The sequence below is a fragment of the Cytobacillus sp. Bva_UNVM-123 genome, from assembly GCF_046351715.2.
Classification (GTDB): Bacteria; Bacillota; Bacilli; order Bacillales; family Cytobacillaceae; genus Cytobacillus.
This window is the reverse complement of the sequence record NZ_CM177772.1, coordinates 3,318,870-3,343,332: the sequence shown is the minus strand read 5'-3', so window position 1 is coordinate 3,343,332 and position 24,463 is coordinate 3,318,870. Positions and strand designations below refer to the sequence as shown.

The window sequence follows — 24,463 nt, the reverse complement described above, 5'->3', positions numbered from 1 at the left end:
ATCGTTTAACGATAATGATTTTCCATTTTGTTTTACCAGCAGGGCTTATGTAACAATCTGTTTTGGAAACTAGTTGATTATGTAGTCCTATTAAATGCTATTTTTTCTTAGTATGAACCAACTTGGAAAATTTTATAAATGCGGATGATGACAAGGGGAGAGACTACTTATGTAGCGCCGAAGGAGCAAGCAATGAAATTGTGAATCTCTCAGGCAAAAGAACTCTTGTTTGACGTAGCTCTGGAGAGTGCTCTTTTTTTCTGAAAGTGTGAATTTTGAAGCTTGATAAGCTTGTGAGCTTCAAATGATCGATTCTATTCAAAAAGGGGCCACCAAAGGGGAAAGCCGTTTAACGGTAAACTTTCAGGTGCAAGGACAGAGATCTTCTCATTTTTAGAGGGGGTTTTCTGTCCTTTTCTTATGAAGAGCTCCTTTCTATTGGCGAATTTCTAAGCTTTACAAAGGATAAAAGGGGGATGAGTAAATGTCACAGTTAAAACGTACACCATTGTTTGATGTATATAAAGACCATGGTGCGAAAACGATTGACTTTGGGGGCTGGGATCTGCCTGTTCAGTTTTCAAGCATTAAAGAGGAACATGAAGCAGTTCGCACGAAAGCTGGATTATTTGATGTGTCTCACATGGGTGAGATTGTTGTAAAGGGGCCAGACAGCTTTCAATATCTTCAAAAAATGATGACGAATGACATCTCAAAATTAAAAGAATTCGGTGTCCTGTATACGGCTATGAGTTATGAAAATGGCGGAACAGTAGATGATTTGCTCGTCTATAAGTATGCAGATGATCATTATTTATTAGTTGTAAATGCTTCAAATATTGAAAAAGACTATAAATGGCTAAGTGACCATCTTGAAGGCGATGTACAAATTGAAAATATTTCTGATAAAACAGCTCAAGTTGCCATCCAAGGTCCATTAGCTGAGCGGGTGCTTCAAAAGCTGGCTAGTGAAACAAACTTAGCAAATATCGGATTTTTTAAATTCCAAAATGATGTAGATTTAAATGGTAGAAAGGCACTCGTGTCTAGAACTGGCTACACAGGTGAAGACGGCTTTGAAATTTATTGTGGTAACGAGGACATTGTTTCCATTTGGAAGGATATTTTAGAAGCTGGGCAAGAGGAAGGAGTCATTCCATGTGGTTTAGGTGCTCGTGATACGCTCCGATTTGAAGCAAATCTTGTCCTTTATGGCCAAGAAATTTCTCAAGATATTACACCGTTAGAAGCGGGTATTGGCTTTGCGGTTAAAGTAAATAAAGATGCTAACTTTATCGGAAAAGAAGTATTGTTAAGCCAAAAAGAAAATGGTTTAAATCGAAAGATAGCTGGTATTGAAATGATTGATCGTGGAATTCCTCGTCATGGCTATCCTGTTTTCATAGGTGAAGAGAAGATCGGAGAAGTGACAACAGGTACACAATCACCAACATTGAAGAAAAATATTGGATTAGCTCTATTGAATACGAAATATACAAATATTGGAAATGAAGTGGAAGTAGAAATTCGTGGAAAGCGCCTAAAAGCAATTGTGGCACCTACACCTTTCTATAAAAGAGAAAAATAATAAAAGGGGGAGATTATATGATGAAACATCGTTATTTACCGCTGACTGAGTCAGATAAGAAAGAGATGCTCGATGTTATCGGTGTGAACTCAGTTGATGAGTTATTCAATGATATTCCTGAACGAGTAAGGTTTAAAGGCGAATACAATATTAAACCAGCAGCAACAGAATCTGCGCTAATGAAAGAATTAGCTGGATTGGCTCAAAAAAATGCAGATTTAAAAAACAACACTTCTTTTTTAGGAGCAGGTGTTTATGATCATTATATGCCAGTCATAGTCGATCATGTTCTATCCCGTTCAGAGTTTTATACAGCATATACACCATATCAGCCTGAAGTTTCCCAAGGGGAGCTACAAGCCATTTTTGAATTTCAAACGATGGTTTGTGAGCTGACAGGTATGGAAGTTGCGAATGCTTCTATGTATGATGGCGGCACCGCTTTAGCCGAAGCTGCCATGTTAAGTGCAGGACATACTCGCCGCAAAAAGGTGTTAATATCAACTACAGTTCATCCTGAGTCTAAGGAAGTTTTGAAAACTTATGCGAAGGGTCAATACATTGAAGTTGTTGAAATTCCTCAAAAAGAAGGAGTTACAGATGTTGAGGCTCTTAAAGAATTGATTAATGAAGATGTTGCTGCGGTTATTGTACAATATCCGAACTTCTTAGGTAGAATCGAGCCATTAAAAGAGCTTGAGGAAATCATTCATGCACATAAATCCATGTTTGTTGTTTCAAGTAATCCACTTGCACTAGGTGCACTAACACCACCAGGGAAATTTGGAGCGGATGTAGTCGTTGGTGATGTACAAGTATTTGGCATTCCAACTGCATTTGGTGGACCACATTGCGGGTATTTTGCTGTAACAAATAAATTAGTACGAAAAGTACCGGGTCGTCTTATTGGTCAAACGGTTGATGAGGAAGGCCGCCGTGGCTTCGTTTTAACATTGCAAGCTCGTGAGCAGCATATTCGTAGAGAAAAAGCGACTTCTAATATTTGTTCAAACCAAGCCCTTACGGCTTTAGCTGCATCTGTCGCAATGACAGCATTAGGTAAAAAAGGTGTCAAGGAAATGGCGCTTGCGAATTTTCAAAAAGCGAATTATGCGAAAAAACAATTCAAAGAAAACGGGTTTGAGATTGTCTTTGATGGCCATTCTTTCAATGAATTTGTTGTAAAATTAAATGCCCCTGTTAAAGAAGTAAATGTAAAGCTTCTTGAAAAAGGAATCATTGGTGGTTATGATTTAGGCCGAGATTATTCCGATTTAAAAAATCATATGCTCGTTGCCGTTACAGAATTAAGAACGAAGGAAGAAATCGATACATTTGTTAAAGAAATGGGGGAGTACCATGCATAAGGACGATCAAGCACTCATTTTTGAATTAAGCAAACCTGGTCGCATTGGGTTTAGTCTCCCGGAAATGGATGTTCCGGAAACTGATATTAATGAGCTAATTCCAGAGGGATATTTCAGAGTGGAAGAACCAGAGCTTCCAGAAGTTTCTGAGCTAGATATTATGCGTCATTACACTGCACTTTCTAAACGTAATATTGGTATTGACTCAGTCTTCTATCCATTAGGTTCATGTACAATGAAATATAATCCGAAGATTAATGAAAATGTAGCGCGTTATAATGGATTTGCTCACTTGCATCCTTTGCAAGATGAAAGCAGTGTTCAAGGTGCATTAGAACTTATGTATGACCTGCAACAGCATTTAATTGAAATTACTGGTATGGATGAAGTGACCCTTCAGCCTGCAGCAGGCTCGCATGGAGAATGGACAGCCTTAATGATGGTCCGTGCTTTCCATGAAGCAAACGGTGATTTTAACCGGACAAAGGTCATCATTCCTGACTCAGCACATGGTACGAACCCTGCTTCAGCAACAGTAGCGGGCTTTGAAACCGTTACGGTTAAATCGACTAAAGATGGCCTTGTTGACATTGAGGATTTACGTCGTGTTGTTGGTGAAGATACAGCAGCACTAATGTTGACAAACCCAAATACAATCGGTTTATTCGAAGAACATATTCTTGAAATGGCTGAAATTGTTCATGGTGTAGGTGGAAAACTGTATTATGATGGAGCGAACTTAAATGCAATTATGTCTAAAGTTCGTCCAGGAGATATGGGATTTGACCTTGTTCACCTGAATCTTCATAAAACATTTACTGGCCCACACGGCGGAGGCGGACCAGGCTCAGGTCCTGTTGGTGTAAAGGCAGATTTTATTCCTTATCTTCCAAAACCAGTCATCACGAAACAAGGCGATAAATATGTATTTGATTATGACCGTCCACAATCCATTGGACGTGTTAAGCCATATTACGGAAACTTCGGGATCAATGTTCGTGCCTATACGTATATTCGTTCAATGGGACCAGACGGCTTAAAAGCTGTAACTGAATATGCAGTATTAAATGCAAATTATATGATGAGAAGATTGCAGCATGCCTATGACCTTCCATTTGATAGACATTGTAAGCATGAATTCGTATTAAGTGGAAATCGTCAAAAGAAACTCGGCGTACGTGCTCTTGATATCGCTAAACGTCTCATAGACTTCGGCTATCATCCACCAACAATCTACTTCCCATTGATTGTGGAAGAGTGTATGATGATTGAACCGACTGAGACAGAATCGAAAGAAACGCTCGATGCGTTTATCGATGCTATGCTTCAAATTGCGAAGGAAGCAGAAGAGAATCCAGAAATCATTCAAGAAGCACCACATAATACAGTTGTTGGTCGTCTTGATGAAACACTTGCTGCTCGTAAGCCGATTCTTCGCTATCAAAAACAATAATCTTATTACCTCCCTAAAAGGGAGTTCAATAAGACTTAAAAATAAAGCTGGAGAAGAAAAAGATTTCATTTTCTTCTCCAGCTTTTATTTACTTATAAGCTTTTAAATGATCTAGCAAGGTTGGAAAATTTATCGGAATTTCAATCGAAGTTTGATAAAGGGTAAAATCGAAATCCCCCAACTCTTTTAATAATAATGTAACCGTAAAGCAAAACCATCTATTGGTTTAACATGATCATTTTTGCTATTTTGTTTTCACTTTTCCAGTCCATTTTTTAAAGCCGCCTTGGAGTTGTGAAAGGTCTTTATAGCCTCTGCGATATAAAAATTGTGCTGCTCTCCCACTTCTCATACCGCTTTGACAATATAAATAAACGGGTTTGTCGGGACGAAGCTCTTTCATTCGCATTTTCATTTGTGAAAGTGGAATATTTCTCGCTCCGAGAATATGACCGTTGTCAAACTCATTTTGTTCGCGAACATCGATTAATTGGGCTTTACGGTAACCCTCGCGAAATTGTTCTTCTGTTAGTGTTTTAACGATTTTTCGCTGATATAGCCAAGTTACAATCGTATAAACAAGAAATGCCCCGATAATAATTAACAGGAAATAAAGTGTATCCAATATGTCTTTCTCCTTTCACGCTTTACTACGCCTACTCTATTATATAAGCCTTCAATCATATGAGTAAAGTAGAACCGTTGAAAATCTTCTTTTTCCTTGATAAATGACTTTAGAAAAGGAGACCTCTTTGAAAAATTTTGCTACAATTAATAGTAGTTTATCAATATGCAAATGAGGTTTTCTAATGAAAAAAGAAATTTGGCGTTTTATTGACTCAGGTAATTGTTCACCTTCTTTCAATATGGCTCTTGATGAAGCATTGCTAGATTGGAATAGTGAAGGACAGTTTCCTCCGACCATTCGCTTTTATGGCTGGAATCCACCCTCACTTTCAATTGGGTATTTTCAAAAGGTTGAGAAAGAAATTAATATGGAAGCTGTAAAGAAGCATAAGCTTGGTTTTGTCCGGCGACCGACAGGGGGAAGGGGTGTATTACACGAGCATGAGCTTACATATAGTGTGATTGTGTCTGAGGAACATCCAAATATGCCTCAATCGGTCACAGAGGCATATCGTGTTATTTCTGAAGGAATTTTAAAAGGATTCCATCATTTAGGGATGGAAGCATATTTCGCTGTTCCGAAAACGATTGAAGAGAGAGAGTCATTGAAAAATCCTCGCTCCGCTGTTTGTTTTGATGCGCCGAGCTGGTATGAGCTTGTTGTAGAGGGACGGAAAGTTGCAGGTAGTGCACAAACAAGACAAAAGGGTGTCATTCTTCAACACGGATCCATTTTACTCGATATTGAAGAGGAGAAACTATTCAGTTTATTTAACTATCCAAATGAACGTGTAAAGGAACGGATGCAAAAAGCATTTAAAAATAAAGCGGTTGCCATTAATGAAATTAGTAAGACACGAGTCACACTCGAACAAGCAAAAGAAGCATTTAAAAAGGGTTTTGAAGAAGGGCTTCATATTGAGCTTGAGCCTTATGAATTATCAGTGGATGAGATGGCTTATGTAACTAAAATTGCGAAAGAACGTTATGAACAAGATGAATGGAATTTTAAGAGGTAGAAGCGGCGCTAGCCGCTTTTTTTTATTAACAAGGGAAGTGGGTAATTAAAAAATGACAAATGTCATCTTATAGTTGTGACATAATCTACTAACCCCATTTCTCCCTCCATTTTAAAATAAAGTTAGTTATGACGGAGGTGGAAAAATGGAACCGATTGTTTTATTAAATAATGTGACAAAAGAGTTCAAAAATAAAAAGGCAGTTGACGAAGTTTCTTTTTCGATTAAAAAAGGTGAGGTAGTCGCCATTCTTGGCCCTAACGGGGCTGGAAAAACGACAACGATTATGATGATGCTCGGTTTACTAGAACCTACAAGTGGGAATGTGCAAATTTTTAATAAAGCTCCTAAAGACAAGGAAGTCCGTGAAAGAATTGGAGCGATGCTTCAAGAGGTCAGTGTTATAGATGGATTGAAGGTAAGAGAAGTTATTCAATTATTTAGAAGTTATTACCCTCATCCAGTTTCATTTAACGAATTAATTAAAATGACGGGGTTAAATGAAGAAGATTTAAATAAACGAGCGCATAAGCTGTCAGGTGGTCAAAAACGCAGACTTAGTTTTGCACTTGCAATGGCAGGTAACCCTGATTTGTTATTTTTTGATGAGCCGACTGTCGGATTAGATATCGCATCGAGAAAATTGTTTTGGGAAACGGTTCAAAAATTGAAAGAACAGGGAAAAACCATTATTTTTTCCACTCATTATTTACAGGAAGCGGACGATGTTGCCGAAAGAATTATATTGTTTCATAATGGCTCCATCATTAAAGATGGAACTCCAAAAGAAATTAAAGCAAAGCTAACGAAAAAAACGGTTTCGTTCCAAGCGAGTTCTCATTTATCGGTTGAGGAATTTGAGCAAATCGCAGGTGTGTCCCAAGTGTATATAAAGCATAATCGAATTTATTTAGAGGCGGATAATACAGATGCTGTACTTGCGGTAATTTTTTCGAGAAATATGAATATAAGTGGAATTCAAGTTGAAAGTGGAAGGTTAGAAGAAGCTTTCGAACAGTTAACAGGAAAAAGGGAGGCAATTTAATTGAGCGGTTTTAGTATGCAGTGCAAAGCAGAATTCTTGAGAATTTTTCGAAATCCATACTATGTATTTTGGTCATTATTCATGCCAATATTGTTTTATTTTATTTTTACAAAAATATTTAATACAGGTATTCAAGATAAACAGGAATGGCAGGCCCATTATTTAATGTCGATGACAGCTTTTAGTGTAATGGGCTCTTCCATTATGACACTAGGGATTCGACTTGTAGAGGAGCGTTCACAAGGCTGGTCCATGTTCATGCGCATTACTCCCTTATCTGATTTTGCTTATTTTTCAGCAAAAATGATTGGACAAACAATTATCCATATTTTCTCAATTATATTAATTTTTACTGCTGGTGCAATCATTAATCATGTTTCTTTGAGTGTAACTGAATGGCTCATGTGTGCATTTTGGATTTTACTTGGATCAGCCCCATTTCTAGCTATAGGCACATTAATAGGTACGATGAAAAGAGTAGATACAGCTTCGGGAATTAGTAATGTTTTTTATATGATATTGGCGATTTCAGGAGGTATGTGGATGCCGATGGAGATCATGCCTGAGTTTGTGCAAAGTTTTGGAAAATGGCTGCCTTCCTATCATCTAGGAAGTGGAGCATGGGCGATTATAAGAGGAAATATGCCTGAATGGCTAAATGTATTTGTATTGCTCGGCTACTTAGTCCTATTTATGCTATTATCAAGTTATATAAGGAGAAAGCAGGAAGTGGCGGTGTAATGAATATGGCAGTTATGGGAAGAAAAATAGAAATATTTCCATCTAAGTATGGCTTTTTTCCCTATATTTTTTTAGTTTATCTTTTTATGCCTGGATATTATCTTTCCTTTTTAAGCGGGTTTAAAGCCTTTATTGGTTACATGCTGCTTGGCTTGTTTTTAATATCTTACAGGCAGCTCTATTTTTTTACAGCTTCTTTTCCCTATTGGCTCATTTTACAAATGGCAATTATCTTTACGCTAGCAGTCTTTTTTAATATTAATAATCTATTTTTAGGATTTTTCTCAGCTAACTTTATTGGTTGGGTGACGAATAAGAAACGTTTCTATTTAGGGCTAGGGCTATTTGCTATCATGTTGCTGATTCCGATAATAATAAAATTTGAAAAGATATTAAGTGGAGATTTTATATATTTTCTGCCTTTTATCCTCATCATGTTTATTTCACCATTTGGGATTCGCTCTATGAATAGTAAAATGGAGCTTGAACGTAAATTAGATGAAGCAAATGAAACAATTAGAGAGTTAAGCAAGCGGGAGGAAAGAATGCGAATTGCCCGTGATTTACATGATACGCTTGGCCATACGCTATCATTAATAACCTTGAAAAGTCAGCTCGTTGGAAAATTAATCACAAAGGATATAGAACGTGCTAAAGATGAGGTTAAAGCGATTGAAAGAACCTCTCGATCTGCATTATCACAAGTGAGAGAGCTTGTTTCTGATATGAGAACAATCACTATTGCTGAGGAGTTAATGGAAGCAGAGGCTATTCTTAAAGCAGCGGGGATTTCGTATGTTTTCGAAGGGGAGACAACATTAACTGATATCCCATTGTTAACTCAAAATATTCTAAGTATGTGTTTAAGGGAAGCAGTGACAAATGTAGTTAAGCATAGTCACGCAAAAACATGCCTTATTCAGGTTGAGGAAAAAGCTGGAGAGATACGATTATGTATTCATGATAATGGGAGAGGGATGAGCACAAATAATCATACTGGCAACGGATTGAAGGGAATATCAGAAAGGCTTGAATTAATTGATGGATCAGTGGAAGCATCGACCGATGGAGGAACGAAGCTAGTGATAACTGTTCCAATTATCGTGAAAGAGAGGGAGGCGGATGTTGTTTCATGATTAAAATCGTGATTGCTGAAGATCAAGGATTGCTCAGAGGAGCTCTTGGGTCCCTTCTTGATTTCGAAGATGATCTTGAGGTAATTGCTCAAGTTAGAAATGGGCAAGAGGCACTTGATTCAATCCTAGCTTTAAAGCCGGATATATGCTTGATGGATATCGAGATGCCCATTAAAAGCGGGCTTGATGTGGCTGAAGAATTGAGAGAGCTTGGCTCAGACTGTAAAATTATCATCTTAACGACATTTGCAAGGCCAGGCTATTTTGAGCGTGCAGTCAAAGCAGAGGTTCATGGTTACATGCTGAAGGATGGATCAAGTGATGAGCTTGCAGAAGCGATAAGAAATGTGATGAAAGGAAAACGGGAATTTGCTTCAGAATTAATTTTTGGAAGTATAAAAGAAGAAAACCCTTTAACTGAGCGGGAACGGGAAGTATTAAGGATGGTGGCAGAAGGGAAAACAGCTAAAGAGATTTCAACCTCTCTTTTTTTATCAACAGGAACTGTCCGCAACTACATGTCAGAAATTATAAGTAAGCTAAATGTAAAAAATCGAATCGAGGCTATTAGTATTGCCGAAGAAAAAGGCTGGTTATAAGATTAATTAGGGTAAATTAGCGAGGTCAATTTTAGAATTTCTCCAATGATCTAATAAAAAATAGAGGCTGGGACATAACTAATTTTCCACTTCGTAAAACCGAATGATATTTTGAGAAACAACGTACAAAGAAAGTAAAAACCGAACTATTACGAAGTACTTAATTGTCGCTTCGTAAAATAGTTCGGTTTTTTTATTGGCTAAAATACTTTTGTCCCAGCCTCATTGGTTTTAATCTTATTCTTTTAAATCCTCTATTGAATCAATATTCATATAAGTCGGAACGACGAGGCCAATTTTTGTTCCTTCCATATTAGAGCCCAAATCTTCAAATTTCCCAGCATACTTTTCTGCATAATCTGCGTGTGTAACAGGAAGCCATGCTGCCACACTTGCATCAAGACTTCCATCAGCAATACCAGTCCACAATGGCCCTGCTTCAATTTGACGAAGAGTAACATGATAGCCAAGGTTAGTTAACACAGTAGCAATTACATTAGTACTGGCTATTTCGCTATCCCAGGCCACATATCCTAATGTGATCTTGTCATTATCAACTTTTTGAACTCCTTCAGTCCATACCGCTACTTTGTCTTCATTTGTTTCAACCCATGCTTTCGCAGCATCCTCGGGGTCCTCACCATCCGTAATTTTGACCATAACATCTGCCATTTCATCTGCCGTCCAATGGAATTGATTAAGGAATTTGTAAGCTGAAGGATGTTCCTCTCCAAGTCCTAGTCGTGCAATCGTATGAATATTTTCTTCCCCACCATAAACCCCTTTCGGATCATCTAAATATTTTAAGTCAAATTTAGAAAATTTCCAATGAGGAGTCCAACCTGTAACAATAATTGGCTCCTTTTTGTCGTATGCTTTTTTTAATGCCGCTGTCATCGCAGCACCTGATCCTTCTACAACTTTCCAATTATCTAGCCCGTATTCTTCAATTGCTGAAGCTGTTGCTTTCATTAGACCAGCACCAGGATCGATCCCAATTATTTTATAATCAACACTTTCTCCAATTGACACTTCTTTATTTCCTATATCAGTATTGCTGTTGTCACTATTTGCTTTATCAGTGCCACAAGCAGTTAGCCCTAAAGCTAATAACGGTACTGTCAAAGCAGATAACCATTTTTTCTTCATTCTAAAGTTCCTCCTTGTTTTTTATTCCTATATTTTGGGTAATCCGGTCAAGGATGATGGCAATGACCACAATGGCAAGACCGGCCTCAAAACCTTTACCAATTTGAATTTGTGTTACAGCACGATAAACATCTGCTCCAAGACCTGGGGCACCAACCATTGAAGCGATAACAACCATTGATAAGGCAAGCATAATACTTTGATTAATTCCAGCCATGATTGTCGGCATTGCAAGTGGAAGCTGAACCTTCAATAACCGCTGACTTACAGTTGATCCAAAACTTTCAGTTGCTTCAATAATGTCAGCTGGTACTTGTTGTATACCAAGTATTGTCAACCGAATTGTCGGTGGCATTGAAAAAATAACAGAGGCGACTACCCCTGGGACAACCCCAATATTAAAGAAGAAGATAGCAGGGATTAAATAAACAAACGCTGGCATCGTTTGCATAAAGTCTAAAATCGGTGTGATAATTTGTTTCACTTTCTTATTTTGTGAAGCCCAGATTCCAGTTGGGACACCGATAATGACAGAAATAAAAACAGCTGTTAAAACAAGGGCAAGTGTTTCTAGCATTGGCTCCCAATAGCCTAAATTCTCGATTAAAAACAGCCCGATCACTGTGAATAAAGCAATTCCCTTTGTCGATAGTTTCCATGCTAATAAGGCTAATAGAATCATAAAAAGATAGGAAGGGATAAAACCAAGTCCTGCGACCAAACCTTCTACAATCGTTTTTAGCGCTTCGGAAATGCCGTCAAAGGCTGCCGCAAACGTAATTGTTAACCAATCGACAAACTGATCAATCCACTTAGAAATGGGGAGTTTTGGTAATAAATTTTCCATTGAAATTATGCCCCCTTTATAGATTGCTTAGAATCTACCTTATTATTTTTTGTCTGATTAATAATCTCATTGTTTCCAGCAAGTGCTCCGATAACGGCACCGCGGACAAGTATTCCGTGAAGGCGTTTATTATTATCTGTAACGGCTACTGGAATAGTAGCAGTGGACACTTTATCAAATAAATCAGCTAATAATGTATCGCGAGAAACAGTTTGCACATTTTTATTAAGTACATCTGTCAATAATTGACCATCTTCAACAGCATTATTTGCTGCATCGGCTGTGACGGCGCCGAGCAGCGTATTTTTCTTATCGACAACATAAATACTAGAAATTCCAAGTTCCTTCATCATCTGCAGTGCAACCCTTGGTCCTTTTTCAATTTGGACAGTTTCAGCTCTTTTCATGACATGTCCTGCAGTTAACACTTTAGATAAATCTACATCTTCAACAAATCGTTCTACATAATGATTTGAAGGACTTATTAATATTTCTTCTGGTGTGCCAATTTGAACAATTTCTCCATCCTTCATTAAGGCAATTCGGTCTCCAATTCGGAGTGCTTCATCTAAATCATGTGTAATAAAGACAATGGTCTTCTCCATTCTGGCTTGGATTTCCAATAATTCATCTTGCATATCTTTGCGAATAAGTGGATCTAATGCACTGAAAGCCTCATCCATTAATAAAATATCTGGGTCATTGGCAAGCGCTCTAGCTAATCCTACTCGCTGTTGCATACCTCCACTTAACTGATTTGGATATTGCTGCTCGTAGCCTTCAAGGTCAACTAGTTTTAATGCAGTCAATGCGTTTTGTTTTCGTTCTTCTTTTTCCATTCCTTGTATTTCTAAACCAAACTCTGTATTTTCTAATACAGTTCGATGTGGAAGAAGCGCAAATTTCTGAAAGACCATGCTAATTTTTTTTCGTCGTACTTCCCTTAATTCACTTTTTTTCATTTTTGTAATATCTTTCCCGTCAATGGAAATTTCACCAATTGTCGGGTCAATGAGTCGGTTTATTGTTCGAACTAAAGTCGACTTGCCACTCCCAGATAGTCCCATAATGACAAAGATTTCTCCTGTATAGACATCAAAAGAAGCCTGATTTATTCCAATTGTTGCACCAGTCTTCTTAAGGATTTCACTTTTTCCATGTCCTTCCTTCAGCATCTGGATCGCTTTTTTATAGTTCCTGCCAAAAATTTTTGTTACATTGCTAACACTTATTTTTATATGATTTTCATTCAAACCTTTCACCTCTTTTAGAATTGCGGCCGTTCCATCAGACTTATTCATTGTATAAGTTATCCAGAAAGTGGGCAAAGGTGATAAACAGCTATATTCTGTTATATTTGTTTGTACAGTTTAAACTGAACGTACTGAACAAGTTATTTCCTTACAATTCCTATCATTTACTCCCTTATCCTCAAATGACTGGTTCTTTACTTTCATCAAAAACATGGTAGTCTAATTAATGAATATTTTATTTCCTAAGAAAAGCAATGTATGAAGAATAGATTGATATGATGGATGTGATTGTTTTCATGAATGAGAAAGAAGAGCTTGAGCGTGTTCGGGAGCGGGTTATTGAAACGATTGCGAAAAATATGAATTTATATGGTGTGACAGATTCGATTGGAAGATTATATGGAATGTTGTATTTCCATAATCACCCTATGACATTAGACGATATGAAAGTGGAACTAGGGATGAGCAAAACAAGTATGAGTACCTCAGTGAGAGTTTTACAGGAACTCAAAATGGTGGAGAAGGTATGGAAGAAGGGATCGAGAAAGGACTTATATCAAGCTGAAGAAGATTGGTATCAAACTTTTATTGATTTCTTTACGATAAAATGGCGGTCTGGGATCGCAATGAATATGACGACCATGGCAAAGGCAATAAAGGAACTTGAACAAATCATTTCTTCGAATGAAGTGGATGAGGATATCCAGGAATCGGTAAGGGTAGATATCGAAAAATTACAATCGGCTCTCGAATATTATGAATGGCTAAATCGTCTTGTCGATAGTTTTGAATCGGGGAAAATATTTGAAATTATACCGAAACATAAAGAATAACTGATTACTTTAACACAGGAATTAACACCTGTGTTTTTTGTTGTTGAAAAATAAATGTATTTTTCAAATTTTTCCCATAGGTCGTATTACCTAGTTAAAAAGTGCAAGCTTTAAATTATATTGAAATTTGTCTAAATATCCGATAAACCTTTTAATTTCTTTCGTTTTCTCTAGATTCTAGTTTTTTTTGTTTTTGACAAAAAAAAAATATCGTGAAACAAACACAATATATAGTGGTTGTAAAAATTAATTCACCACTATATATAGATTTTATTATTGATTTTACATTTTTGATATGGTAACTTAAGGTTATTAATTAAATCAACTAGAATTTACAAAAACAAGTTTTTATAATGTAAATTGAATCTTTTTTGTTGAAGGAGTTGTAGTAATGCCTGTTGCATTAGGACAAAATATGAGTTTGAACATTGAACGCTTGAATCAGGACATCCGTCTTTTTCCTCAAGTTCACCCGATTACCCCAAATATGAAAATGACTCACAAAGGGGTTTCCCGTTTAGTCATGCTAGACAGGTATACATTTAAAGATACAGAAAAAATAACATTAACTGACGGAGACTTCGTTGTTCTCACCATTAAAGAAGATCCGAAATTTCCTGCGCGAGGACTTGGCTACATTCTTGAAATTGATTGGGAAGAAAAAACAGCAAAAGTATTAGTGGAAGAAGATTATCGAGGGGTGCTTGACGATCCAGAAGAAGCTCAAACAGGTATTATTAAGAGATCTTTAGATGTCATTGAAAAACCACTTGAGCTTTTTTATGAACAGATTGCGAAGCGTAATGCAACCGGACTTGCTTCTGTTGAAAAAACCGAAGAGCAAAGACAAATTTGGTTTGAAAAATTTTATGATGAGCTAGCGAGCTTAAACTTTATACCAGCTGGACGTGTCTTATATGGAGCTGGAGCAGATACAGATGTTACGTATTTTAACTGTTATGTCATGCCATTCGTAGCAGACTCACGTGAGGGAATATCTGAGCACCGAAAGCAAGTAATGGAAATAATGAGCCGAGGCGGTGGTGTTGGTACGAATGGTTCAACACTTCGTCCACGCAATACACTTGCAAAAGGTGTAAACGGAAAATCGTCTGGTTCAGTTTCCTGGCTTGATGATATTGCTAAGCTGACACATCTTGTAGAACAGGGTGGTTCTAGAAGAGGAGCACAAATGATCATGTTGGCGGATTGGCATCCAGACATAATCGAATTTATAATTTCAAAAATGCAAAACCCAAGAATTTTACGATTCTTGCTCGAAACGACAAATGATGAAACAATCAAGAAATATGCAAAAGAAAAGCTAAAATTCACACCTTTTACTGAACAAGAAGTGGCAATGTATCAAGGAATCGTAAACTATAAGCATATCCCAGGTTTCGGTGGTTTCAGTGAGAAGATCATAAATGATGCAGAAACTAAGCTTGAGGTTGGAGGAACATATTCTGTTCATAATTCTGAGTTCCTAACAGGTGCAAACATTTCAGTTTGCTTAACGAAAGAATTCATGAACGCAGTAGAAAATGACGCTGACTATGAATTACGTTTTCCTGACGTAGAAAGCTATGATAGTGAACAAATGCATAACTATAATGAAGAATGGCATAAAGTTGGCGATGTACGCGAATGGGAGAAACTTGGTAATAAAGTGAGAGTATATCGTAAAATCAGAGCGAAAGAGCTTTGGAATCTAATTAATATTTGTGCGACATACTCAGCAGAGCCAGGCATTTTCTTCATTGACAATGCGAACGACATGACAAATGCAAAAAGCTATGGACAAAAAGTCGTTGCAACAAACCCATGTGGAGAGCAACCACTTGCACCATATAGTGTATGTAATTTGGCTGCAGTTAACCTTGCTGAAATGGCTGATAAAGAAAACAAAACAGTTAACTTTGAAAAATTAAAGCAAACAGTTGAAGTTGGCGTAAGAATGCAGGATAACGTCATTAATGCAACCCCATACTTCCTTGAAGATAATAAAAAACAAGCTCTTGGCGAACGCCGTGTCGGTCTAGGAGTAATGGGGCTTCACGATTTATTAATTTACTGTGAAACTGAATATGGTTCTGAAAAAGGAAACGAGCTTGTAGACAAAGTGTTTGAAACAATTGCGACGACAGCCTATCGTGCTTCTGTTGAGCTTGCAAAAGAAAAAGGCAGCTTCCCATTTTTAACAGGAGAAACAGAAGAAGAAACAAATCGATTGCGTAAAGCATTTACAGAAACCGGCTTTATGCAAAAAATGCCTGAAGACATTCGTCAATCAATATTAGAAAACGGTATTCGCAATTCACACCTACTTACGGTTGCCCCTACAGGATCTACGGGAACAATGGTTGGGGTTTCAACGGGTCTAGAGCCTTACTTCTCATTCTCATATTTTAGAAGTGGTCGTCTCGGTAAGTTTATTGAAGTAAAAGCAGATATTGTTCAAGAGTATTTAGATAAACACCCTGAAGCAGATCCGAATAATCTTCCAGAATGGTTTATCGCTGCGATGGATTTAGCACCTGAAGCACATGCAGATGTGCAATGCATCATTCAGCGCTGGATTGATAGTTCCATTAGTAAAACCGTTAATGCACCAAAAGGCTATAGTGTAGAGCAAGTAGAAAAGGTGTATGAACGCTTATATCGCGGTGGTGCTAAAGGCGGAACTGTTTATGTAGATGGTTCACGTGACTCACAAGTTTTAACATTAAAAGCTGAGGAAAATAGCTTTGAAGAAACAAGCTTTGAGAAAAAAGAGAAATCAAAACAACATGTTGTATTAGTTGACACGATTAATGAACTACAATCCACAAATGTAATTGGTTCAGAGGTTGGGAATACTTGCCCAGTTTGCCGTAAAGGTAGTGTTGAGGAAATCGGTGGCTGTAATACGTGTACAAACTGTAATGCCCAATTAAAATGTGGTTTATAAGATGATTAAAAGGAAAAGAAGATGGACTCGAGCCATCTTTTTTTTTGCTTACTTGTTTATAAAACACTTCCTTTATGCTAACAGCAATAAAGCGATATCTTTTTTTTCTGCAAATACTTGTCAACCGTACTATTTCCTTTAGTTCCTGCTTAAAGATGTATCAAGTAATAACATCTATGGGGGTGACGGAAATTGTATATAGATGGTGTTTTTTCAGGAGGAGGCATAAAAGGATTTGCACTTATTGGTGCTTATAGCGAAATTGAAAAGAGGGGATTTCGCTTTAAAAATGTGGCTGGGACTAGTGCAGGCTCGATCATTGCCGCATTAATTGCTGCTAAATATTCAAGTGATGAAATTTATGATCTCCTAAATGAACTTGATTTAGAGAAGTTTCTAGATGCAAGAAAAACACTTCTTCCTTTTGCTGTTACAAAGTGGCTCCTATTGTATTGGCGCCTTGGATTGTATAAAGGAGAGGAGCTGGAGAAATGGATTGCTGAGAAGCTCGCTGCAAAGGGAATAAGAAAGTTTTCTGATCTACCACCCGAAGAATTACGTGTCATTGCTTCAGACTTAACGAATGGAAGATTAATTGTCTTGCCAGATGATTTAGTTACTTACGGAATTGATCCTGGTTCATTTCCGATAGCTAAAGCCATTCGCATGAGCTGCAGTCTTCCTTATTTTTTTGAACCAGTTAAGCTAATGACGAAAAGAACGGCAAACATCATAGTCGATGGTGGAGTGCTAAGTAATTTCCCAATGTGGTTATTTGATAAAGACAATGCGAAAAAAGTTAGACCTGTCTTAGGAGTGAAGCTAAGCCATAATATGAATGAGCGTCCGAAAAATAACATAACAAATGCAATAAAAATGTTTGAGGCTTTATTTGAAACGATGAAAGATGCTCATGATTCACGATATATTTCACGAAAGCATGAAAGCAATATTATCTTCATCCCAACTGAAGGTGTGCTTACGACTGAATTTCAATTGACGAAAGAGAAAAAACAAGAACTAGTTCAGTTAGGAAAACAATGTGCAAAGCAATTTTTTTCTCGTTGGAGCTATTAAGCAAAAATAGGTATAAATAATAGAAAAAGCAAAGCAATCGATCAATCAACAATGGCTTTGCTTTTCATTATTTTACTTTTAGTTACAGTCGAGCTTCATCATAAAGACGCTCGATCTTTCTTTTTGCCTTTCTTGCCTTGAATAACGGTTAAATGAGCAGAAGATTTTTTTCTCGGTTTTTTAATCGAAGTTAACGAACCACCGCTTGATTTCCGATTGCTCGTTTTCGCAGAGTCTTGCAGATGGTAGCGTTTTTTTGATTTCTTCGCTGCTCGAACAAATGCCCTTTGCTCACTTTTACCAGGACCTGCTTGCATTACACGTCGAAAAATGAAAAATATCACTGCACCAACTAATAAAATGACAGCTATTCTTTTAAAAAAACCGGCAGGATTTGAAATTATACTTGTGGATACACCAATGATCGCAAGAGCAATTAAACCAGATACTATATATACTGAATTCCGATTTTTCAAGAATGCCACCTCCCTATGAGCATGATGAGCATTTTTTCAAGCTTTTAAACATCATATTCCCCTTGGTGTATTTGTATCGATAATTTCCTCATTCAGCTAATGATTTTTCACTTTGACTTAGCTTTAGACAATTTCTCCTGCTTTAAGCCGCGCTTCTGTTTCATTCTCATTTTTGATTAATTCATTGAATGAGAGAATAGCCACCTCTACTTGGTCATCTTTTGGTTCCTTCGTCGTTAAAAGTTGCAGCCACAGACCTGGAAGACCAAGATATTTCAAAACTGGGATATTCCGAACTTTATTCGTCAATTGTAATACCTCAAAAGAGATTCCGAGAACAACTGGTATAAGTGCTAATCGATTCAGAACCCGTACATACAGTGGTTCAGTTGGAACAAGTAAGTAGACAAATACCCCAACAATCACGGTAAATAAGATGAAGCTACTTCCACAGCGATAATGGAGCCTTGATTGTGCTTGAACATTTGCGATTGTAAGTTCTTTTCCGTTTTCAAATGCATTAATTACTTTATGTTCAGCACCATGATATTGAAATACCCTTTTAATAAGGGGGGTGAGTGAGACAACATAAATATAGCCAAGTAATAACAATAGTTTAATGAATCCTTCAATTAATACTTGCGATAAGTCACTTGAAAAGATTGGTTTTGTTAAGGCTGCTAAAAAAACCGGAACAAGTGTAAAAATAAATTTACCGACAAGAAAAGAGATTACACCTAATGCAGCTACTCCAAGCCATAGTGTTAACTTTGAACCTTCCTGTTCATTTAGTTTGTGATCCTCACTTGGATCTAAATCAAATCTTTCCGTTGAAAAATTTAAATGCTTTGATCCATTAGCACTTGCTTCAATTATTGCAACAATTCCCCTAATAAAAGGAATTTTTTTTAGCAATTGCAATGATGGCTTAGACTTCCGAGGAAGCTTGAAATATTCAATGGAATTATCTTTTCTACGCACTGCGGTAACGTAATGATGTTTTCCGCCGAACATAACACCTTCAACGACAGCCTGCCCCCCATATACTGGCTTTTGATCTTTTGACATAAATAAAAACACCAACCTAAAATAAACTCGGAATTTTAACAGCTAATAAAGACGTATTTAAGAAGTACGATGAAGTCAATACGGAACGTGGTACACTTCGTTCAAAGCACTAATCCATCAAAAGCTGTATGTACCTATCTTTATTCTACTAAAAATAAGAGAAAACCTCTAGAAAGGAAGCCGTTTTAAGGTAATTTATTTTCATCTCATATAAATGTACTATCTGTAGCAAAACTTAATTTAACGTAAGGTGGACATAATAGTAAATGGAGGTGACAAAAGTGAATAATGAAAACCAACTAAAAAGAGAGCATACTCATAAACCAATGTCATTTATTACGTTAGTCATTATTACTGGGTTTATAGGAGGTGTTTTTTGGAGTGGGCTTGGATATTTAGCCTCTTTAATAAATCTCACAGAAATTCGTCCGAATGTCATATTGGAACCATGGACAATTGGAGACTGGAAAGAAGGGTGGCTTGGAACGATCTTTAGCATTGTTTTATTAGGTGGTATTTCGATAATCGCATCACTTATTTATTATTTGTCATTAAGGAAGCTTTCAAGTCCACTTGTAGGAATGATCTATGGAGTCGTTCTCTTTCTGCTGATTTTTCTAATTTTACATCCTATTTTTCCTGGAATAAGCCCACTTCATGAGCTAAGTCGAGATACGATCATTACATCGATTTGTCTATATATATTATATGGACTTTTTGTGGGATTCACGATTTCGTATGAAGAAAGTGAAAGAAAATATTTGATTGAGCGGGATAATGATGTTTGAGATTAAGGCGATTTCATTGTGGTGAAAAAGAAAATAGTTGTGGTAGAATATTCTTGTTGTTAAACTATTTACATATATCGAACGCACATACTCATAAAGTGTTTCTCGCTATGTTTTCGGTAAAATTATAATGCTTTATATGGGTATGGAAAAGCTAAAAGGAAGAGGAGAGATTAGTTTGGAAAAATTACAGAAATTACGCTCAAGCTTCAGCAAACATGGGATTGACGGTATACTTATTACAAGTGAATTCAATCGTCGTTATATGACAAATTTTACTGGTTCTGCAGGTGTTGTTCTTATAAGTGAAGAAAGTGCACAATTTATTACAGACTTCCGGTATATTGAACAAGCAACTGAAGAATGTAAAGGTTATGAAATTGTTAAGCATTCAGGTTCAATACCTGAGAAAGTAGCAGAGCAATTGAAAAACTTAGGGATTAAAAAACTTGGCTTTGAACAAGATCATTTAACTTTTTCTTCATATAAAGCTTATGAGAAAGAGATTGATGCAGAATTAGTACCGGTTTCTCAAGTAATTGAAAAGTTACGCTTGATTAAGACTGATGCAGAGATTAAGATATTAAAGGAAGCAGCGAAGATTGCGGATGCTGCATTTACGCATATTGTTGAGTTTGTTCGTCCAGGTTTAACAGAGCTAGAAGTTTCAAATGAATTAGAATTTTTTATGAGAAAAGCTGGCGCAGCTTCATCCTCTTTTGATATTATCGTTGCATCTGGCTATCGTTCTGCATTGCCACACGGAAGAGCCAGTGAGAAAGTAATTGAAAAGGGCGATATGGTGACATTGGATTACGGTGCTTATTACAATGGCTATATATCTGATATTACTCGTACTTTTGCAGTCGGAAACCCTGATGAAAAGCTAAAAGAAATTTATGAGATCGTTTTACAGGCACAGTTACGTGGGGTTTCAGGTATTAAGCAAGGATTAAGTGGAAAAGAAGCAGATGCGTTAACACGTGATTATATCACTGAAAAAGGCTATGGAGAATATTATGGGCATTCAACAGGTCATGGCATTGGATTGGAAGTACATGAAGGGCCATCACTTTCAAGTAAATCAGAAATAATTCTTGAATCTGGAATGGTTGTAACGTGTGAGCCGGGTATTTATATTCCAGGTCTAGGTGGAGTTCGAATTGAAGATGATTTAATTATCACGAAAGACGGAAATGAGCTATTAACCCATTCAACAAAAGAATTGATAATTCTATAGAAAAAGCTTGAGCTGGACAAGGAGAAAAGCTGAAGCGTTTTTGCTGAAGCTAGACATTAGGAGGATTTTAGATGATTTCTGTAAATGATTTTCGTACTGGTTTAACAATTGAAGTAGATAATGGAATTTGGCGTGTAATGGATTTCCAGCATGTAAAACCAGGTAAAGGTGCGGCATTTGTACGCTCTAAACTACGTAATCTTCGCAATGGTGCGATTCAAGAAAAGACTTTCCGTGCAGGTGAAAAAGTCGCAAAAGCACAAATTGATAACCGCACCATGCAATATTTATATGCAAGTGGTGATCAGCATGTCTTTATGGATAATGAATCATATGAGCAAATTGAATTACCATCATCAGCAATTGAATATGAACTTAAGTTTTTAAGAGAAAATATGGAAGTTCACATTATGATGTATCATGGTGAAACACTTGGAGTTGAGCTTCCAAATTCAGTTGTTCTGGAAGTAACAGAAACCGAACCTGGAATTAAAGGTGATACAGCTTCGGGTGGTTCAAAACCAGCAACTCTTGAAACAGGTCTGATTGTACAAGTGCCTTTCTTTATTAATCAAGGCGACAAGCTTATTATTAATACTGATGAAGGTACTTACGTATCACGTGCTTAATCATAGCATTGCGGTTTCGCTAGACTAGTCAAAAAAAGTTGAGCTCCCTAGAAAGCAATTCTTTGTCTTTTTAGGGAGCTCGGTTTTTGAGCCTTTTGGCCAATAAATGATAATGTTACAAATTCCCTGTTGAGTATTGCTTTCTTTTTTTGTAAAATAAGACTATTAAAGCTGCATTGTACGCTTGTATATGAAGTTTCAACCTTTACTTATAATAAGGGAGTTCAACAACATTACATGAACAACAAGCCTCTAAGTTTAAGAGGACGTTTGCGAAGGTAATTGAGAGCACCCACCTGGTGGAGCAGGTATGAAACTCCATATGAATCGGCGGCAAAGGCGGCTATAAATTTCGTAACGAAAGCAATGACCAAATGGTTGTTGCTTTTTTAATATTTATATAAATCGAATTCATTTAGTTCATATATTCAAAGTCAGCAGTAACTTGACTAGAGATTTGGATGGTACCAGCTTGAATGGGGGTGGTTGTATCGCTTTTCATTAAGGCAGTCGATTGGTATGGAATCGGTCCACCTTGCTGCGTTGGATTTTCAGATATTAGTCTCGGTCCTATCAAATGGACCTTAAGCGTATTAGCAATAGTTTCCGCTTTTTGATATGCGTCAAGGACAGCTGCAGATAATGCCTGTCGTTCGTAATAATTACTGTCTGAAATAGTAAAGGATATCCCTGAAATGATATTTGCTCCATTATTTACAGCGGTGTCAACGACTTTGCCAACTCCATCCATCTGATCTATCATAATCAAAAGTAGATGTTCTACTTGATACCCTCGAAAATGCTGCTTCCCTTCGATAAAGTCGTATTGGGGCTGAACAGAATAGCGGATCGTCTGAATTTGTTCCTCTGGGATACTTAGTGCCACTAAACTTTTTTGGATTTTGTCAATGATGATCGCATTGTTTTGTTGTGCTTTTTGCAGCTCCATATCCTCTGTCATTACCCCTAGAGTTACCTTTGCCTGATCAGGCTTTACTGTAATCTTTCCTTCTCCAATGACTCGAATGATATTTCGTTTGCTTTCTTTTTTGACCTGCATCTGTCGATTAGGTTGATGATAGTACACTCTCCTCATCCTTTCAGAAAAAATCTATTACTTTAATACGTACGAATGATGAGAGGAAATGATACAAATTTTTATGAACGTTAAAGCTCCCACCCCATTAAATGAGCTATTTTTTTAGGAACTTCAGTATTATCTAAAACTCCATCAAAGGTATTTGCCCCAACCCCATATGCAAATAGGGGAATCATATTGCCTGTGTGGCCACCAGATGAACTATTTTGACGAATATTTGCACTAATGATCCCGGCAAAATGCTTTTTGGCAATGAGGCTTCCTAATTCCCAAGCTGGAAGCTGGTGGGGATAGGCAATTCCTTCTTTTGGCTGTATCCTCTTATGATAGAGCATAATTTCGCGATCACTAATCTCCATTTGAGCATATTTTTTTAAGACTTTTTTTATACTATTTGGTTCATAAGTAAATGAATCATTTTTTTTCACAAATTGACTGACCATGTATTCTGGTGTTGCTTTTATTTTTTTCAAGCCTTCAATCTGTAATGGTTCGGTTGCAGATAATCCCATTGTTTCATGATCAGCAAGCACAACAACAAGTGTTTTCCCGTCCTTTTTTGCCCAATTCACCGCATATTGAACAGCTTTATCAAATTCGATCACTTCCTTCCATATACTTGTTAAATCAGAAGAATGAGAAGCATGATCGATGCGAGCACCTTCAACCATAAGAAAAAAATTACTTTTTTTATCTGTTAAAAATTCAATTGCTTTTGCGGTCATTTCGGTAAGATTAGGTTCTTTACTTTTCAAAAGTTCTCGATCTAATTTAAAGCTCATATAGGATGGATGAAAAAGACCAAGAAGCTTATTCCCTTTCGCTTTCGCTAGCTCTTCACGATTTGAGACAAATGTATAGCCTTTCTGAATGGCTGCTTTTACAAGATTATGGCCATTTTGTTTTTCAGGGCTAAAAAAAATTCCTCCACCTCCCATTAATACATCTACCTCATTGTTTAATTGCTGACGGGCAATTTCTTCCTGACCTTTCCATCGATTCATCACTTTTGCTGTAAATGCTGCGGGTGTGGCATCTGTAACGGTGTTTGTTGATATCACTCCAGTTTTTCTTCCATTTTCTTTAAATAAAGCGAGGATACTTGTAGCTTTTTCTCCATCTGCTGATATCCCAATCATTTCATTATTCGTTTTTTTACCGATTGCGAGTGCTGTTCCTCCAGCAGCAGAATCGGTAACAGCGTTATTCGCAGAATACGTATGAACCAAAGCAACATGTGGCAATGATTCAAGAAAAAGCCTCCCTTCTTTTCCGTATTCCATTTGTCTGGCAAGTTCGATTTGTCCTATACCCATTCCATCTCCGATCATGAAGATGACATTTTGGGGAGCTGAATGATTGTTTATGTTAGCACTACTATGAAGAGGTACTCCCATCATAAAAATACTTATAAAACAGAAAAAGATTTTTCTCATTCTTTATTCTCCTCCTAGCTTTTTCATTAACTTCTCCAAGCTA

The 24,463-nt window shown here is 37.0% G+C and carries 22 protein-coding genes, 1 other RNA gene and 1 riboswitch; of the genes, 15 read left to right on the top strand and 8 right to left on the bottom strand.

The annotated features are described in order from the left end of the window. Positions 1–144: 144 nt before the first annotated feature. A riboswitch (glycine riboswitch) is annotated at positions 145–235 on the top strand. 249 nt (positions 236–484) lie between these two features. From gcvT to gcvPB, 3 genes are read left to right on the top strand one after another with little or no spacing between them, the layout of a single operon-like run. After that, entirely contained in the window at positions 485–1,588 is a 1,104-nt protein-coding gene (gcvT, locus tag KDN24_RS17155; RefSeq protein WP_409972339.1) for a glycine cleavage system aminomethyltransferase GcvT, read from the top strand. Between the two features lie 20 nt (positions 1,589–1,608). After that, positions 1,609–2,955, top strand: a complete 1,347-nt coding sequence (gene gcvPA / locus KDN24_RS17150) for an aminomethyl-transferring glycine dehydrogenase subunit GcvPA (RefSeq protein WP_409972487.1) — start codon at positions 1,609–1,611, stop codon at positions 2,953–2,955. Beyond that, complete coding sequence (gene gcvPB / locus KDN24_RS17145) at positions 2,948–4,408, top strand: aminomethyl-transferring glycine dehydrogenase subunit GcvPB (protein ID WP_409972340.1); 1,461 nt, start codon at positions 2,948–2,950, stop codon at positions 4,406–4,408. The genes gcvPA and gcvPB overlap by 8 nt, the downstream gene beginning before the upstream one ends. Before the next feature lie 244 nt (positions 4,409–4,652). Here gcvPB and KDN24_RS17140 read toward each other — a convergent pair whose 3' ends face one another. Further along, positions 4,653–5,033, bottom strand: a complete 381-nt coding sequence (locus KDN24_RS17140) for a rhodanese-like domain-containing protein (protein WP_409972341.1) — start codon at positions 5,031–5,033, stop codon at positions 4,653–4,655. 184 nt (positions 5,034–5,217) lie between these two features. On the opposite strand from KDN24_RS17140, the gene lipM reads away from it, so the two are divergent. From lipM to KDN24_RS17115, 5 genes are all read left to right on the top strand, one after another. Beyond that, a complete protein-coding gene (gene lipM, locus KDN24_RS17135; protein ID WP_409972342.1) occupies positions 5,218–6,054 on the top strand; it encodes an octanoyltransferase LipM in 837 nt (278 codons plus the stop codon). Between the two features lie 145 nt (positions 6,055–6,199). After that, complete coding sequence (locus KDN24_RS17130; RefSeq protein ID WP_409972343.1) at positions 6,200–7,099, top strand: ABC transporter ATP-binding protein; 900 nt, start codon at positions 6,200–6,202, stop codon at positions 7,097–7,099. Continuing rightward, a complete protein-coding gene (locus KDN24_RS17125; RefSeq protein ID WP_409972344.1) occupies positions 7,100–7,840 on the top strand; it encodes an ABC transporter permease in 741 nt (246 codons plus the stop codon). It begins immediately after the preceding gene. Next, positions 7,840–8,976, top strand: coding sequence for a sensor histidine kinase (locus KDN24_RS17120; RefSeq protein WP_409972345.1), 1,137 nt, complete (start codon positions 7,840–7,842; stop codon positions 8,974–8,976). The genes KDN24_RS17125 and KDN24_RS17120 overlap by 1 nt, the downstream gene beginning before the upstream one ends. Beyond that, entirely contained in the window at positions 8,973–9,575 is a 603-nt protein-coding gene (locus KDN24_RS17115) for a response regulator transcription factor (protein WP_409972346.1), read from the top strand. Before KDN24_RS17120 ends, KDN24_RS17115 begins: the two co-directional genes overlap by 4 nt. Positions 9,576–9,812: 237 nt before the next feature. On the opposite strand, the gene KDN24_RS17110 is transcribed toward KDN24_RS17115, so the two are convergent. Genes KDN24_RS17110 through KDN24_RS17100 form a run of 3 tightly spaced genes read right to left on the bottom strand, consistent with a single transcriptional unit; the run spans position 9,813 to position 12,872 of the window. After that, positions 9,813–10,724 carry a glycine betaine ABC transporter substrate-binding protein gene (locus tag KDN24_RS17110; RefSeq protein WP_491348094.1) on the bottom strand — a complete coding sequence of 304 codons (912 nt, stop codon included), beginning with the start codon at positions 10,722–10,724 and terminating at the stop codon, positions 9,813–9,815. Between the two features lies 1 nt (position 10,725). Beyond that, the gene (locus KDN24_RS17105; protein WP_409972348.1) at positions 10,726–11,571 is read right to left on the bottom strand and encodes an ABC transporter permease; all 846 of its coding nucleotides are present in this window, start codon (positions 11,569–11,571) and stop codon (positions 10,726–10,728) included. Between the two features lie 5 nt (positions 11,572–11,576). Next, on the bottom strand, positions 11,577–12,872 hold the full coding sequence (locus KDN24_RS17100; protein ID WP_409972349.1) for a quaternary amine ABC transporter ATP-binding protein: 1,296 nt from the start codon (positions 12,870–12,872) through the stop codon (positions 11,577–11,579). Between the two features lie 248 nt (positions 12,873–13,120). Between KDN24_RS17100 and cudC the strand changes: the two genes are divergently transcribed. From cudC to KDN24_RS17085, 3 genes are all read left to right on the top strand, one after another. Further along, the gene (cudC, locus tag KDN24_RS17095) at positions 13,121–13,657 is read left to right on the top strand and encodes a choline uptake/conversion transcriptional regulator CudC (protein WP_409972350.1); all 537 of its coding nucleotides are present in this window, start codon (positions 13,121–13,123) and stop codon (positions 13,655–13,657) included. A 391-nt stretch (positions 13,658–14,048) separates the two neighbouring features. Beyond that, the gene (locus KDN24_RS17090; RefSeq protein ID WP_491348093.1) at positions 14,049–16,607 is read left to right on the top strand and encodes a vitamin B12-dependent ribonucleotide reductase; all 2,559 of its coding nucleotides are present in this window, start codon (positions 14,049–14,051) and stop codon (positions 16,605–16,607) included. Positions 16,608–16,799: 192 nt separating this feature from the next. Beyond that, positions 16,800–17,684, top strand: coding sequence for a patatin-like phospholipase family protein (locus KDN24_RS17085; RefSeq protein WP_409972351.1), 885 nt, complete (start codon positions 16,800–16,802; stop codon positions 17,682–17,684). Between the two features lie 98 nt (positions 17,685–17,782). Here KDN24_RS17085 and KDN24_RS17080 read toward each other — a convergent pair whose 3' ends face one another. Both KDN24_RS17080 and KDN24_RS17075 read right to left on the bottom strand, forming a co-directional pair. Beyond that, positions 17,783–18,169 carry an SA1362 family protein gene (locus KDN24_RS17080; RefSeq protein ID WP_409972352.1) on the bottom strand — a complete coding sequence of 129 codons (387 nt, stop codon included), beginning with the start codon at positions 18,167–18,169 and terminating at the stop codon, positions 17,783–17,785. A 114-nt stretch (positions 18,170–18,283) separates the two neighbouring features. Further along, entirely contained in the window at positions 18,284–19,228 is a 945-nt protein-coding gene (locus KDN24_RS17075; RefSeq protein WP_409972353.1) for a DUF1385 domain-containing protein, read from the bottom strand. A gap of 281 nt (positions 19,229–19,509) precedes the next feature. Between KDN24_RS17075 and KDN24_RS17070 the strand changes: the two genes are divergently transcribed. The 4 genes from KDN24_RS17070 to ssrS all read left to right on the top strand — a co-directional run bounded on the left by KDN24_RS17070 (position 19,510) and on the right by ssrS (position 22,235). Next, entirely contained in the window at positions 19,510–20,016 is a 507-nt protein-coding gene (locus KDN24_RS17070) for a YqhR family membrane protein (protein WP_491348092.1), read from the top strand. A gap of 178 nt (positions 20,017–20,194) precedes the next feature. Beyond that, positions 20,195–21,256 (top strand): M24 family metallopeptidase, encoded by a 1,062-nt coding sequence (locus KDN24_RS17065; RefSeq protein WP_491348091.1) that lies wholly within the window; start codon positions 20,195–20,197, stop codon positions 21,254–21,256. 71 nt (positions 21,257–21,327) lie between these two features. After that, entirely contained in the window at positions 21,328–21,885 is a 558-nt protein-coding gene (efp, locus tag KDN24_RS17060; protein WP_409972356.1) for an elongation factor P, read from the top strand. Positions 21,886–22,050: 165 nt separating this feature from the next. After that, a non-coding RNA gene (gene ssrS / locus KDN24_RS17055) (6S RNA) lies at positions 22,051–22,235 on the top strand. Positions 22,236–22,300: 65 nt separating this feature from the next. Here the strand turns inward: ssrS and KDN24_RS17050 are convergent. Both KDN24_RS17050 and KDN24_RS17045 read right to left on the bottom strand, forming a co-directional pair. Next, positions 22,301–22,972 (bottom strand): SIMPL domain-containing protein, encoded by a 672-nt coding sequence (locus KDN24_RS17050; RefSeq protein ID WP_409972357.1) that lies wholly within the window; start codon positions 22,970–22,972, stop codon positions 22,301–22,303. 80 nt (positions 22,973–23,052) lie between these two features. After that, positions 23,053–24,420, bottom strand: coding sequence for an alkaline phosphatase (locus tag KDN24_RS17045; RefSeq protein WP_491348090.1), 1,368 nt, complete (start codon positions 24,418–24,420; stop codon positions 23,053–23,055). Positions 24,421–24,463: the final 43 nt, after the last annotated feature.